The organism is Streptomyces sp. BE303 (assembly GCF_036290945.1).
Lineage (GTDB): Bacteria > Actinomycetota > Actinomycetes > Streptomycetales > Streptomycetaceae > Kitasatospora.
In genome coordinates this window covers 1-356 of the sequence record NZ_JAQYWZ010000502.1, presented here as the reverse complement: position 1 = coordinate 356, position 356 = coordinate 1, and the positions used below count along the sequence as shown (strand labels likewise).

1 protein-coding gene is annotated in these 356 nt (G+C 70.5%); it reads right to left on the bottom strand.

Annotation, left to right across the window (positions count from 1 at the left end; genetic code table 11):
* On the bottom strand, positions 1 to 356 hold a 356-nt coding region (locus PUR56_RS10835; RefSeq protein WP_329948723.1), incomplete at both ends, for an ATP-binding cassette domain-containing protein.

Below are 356 nucleotides of genomic sequence, written 5' to 3'. Positions count from 1 at the left end.
GCGCGCAGGATTTCGACGAGTTGGCGTTGGGCGGGGGTGAGTTGGGAGCCGAGGAGGTCGGGGTCGAGGACTTTGTCGAAGCCGAGGCGTTTGAGGTCGGCCGTGATGCGGCGGCGTAGTTCGGTGCGGTCGAGGCGTCGCCCGGTTTTGCGGGGCAGGGAGCCGGCGGAGTCGTTCTCGGCGACGGAGTCGTGGTGGAGGATCTCCGGGTCCTGGGGGATGATGCGGATCCCGGCGGCTCGGGCCTGGGCGGGTGAGGCCAGGTCCACCCGCTCGCCGTCGAGGACGACGTGGCCCTCGGTGGGCTGGTGGTCGCCGGTGAGGATCTTGAGGAGGGTGGACTTGCCCGCGCCGTT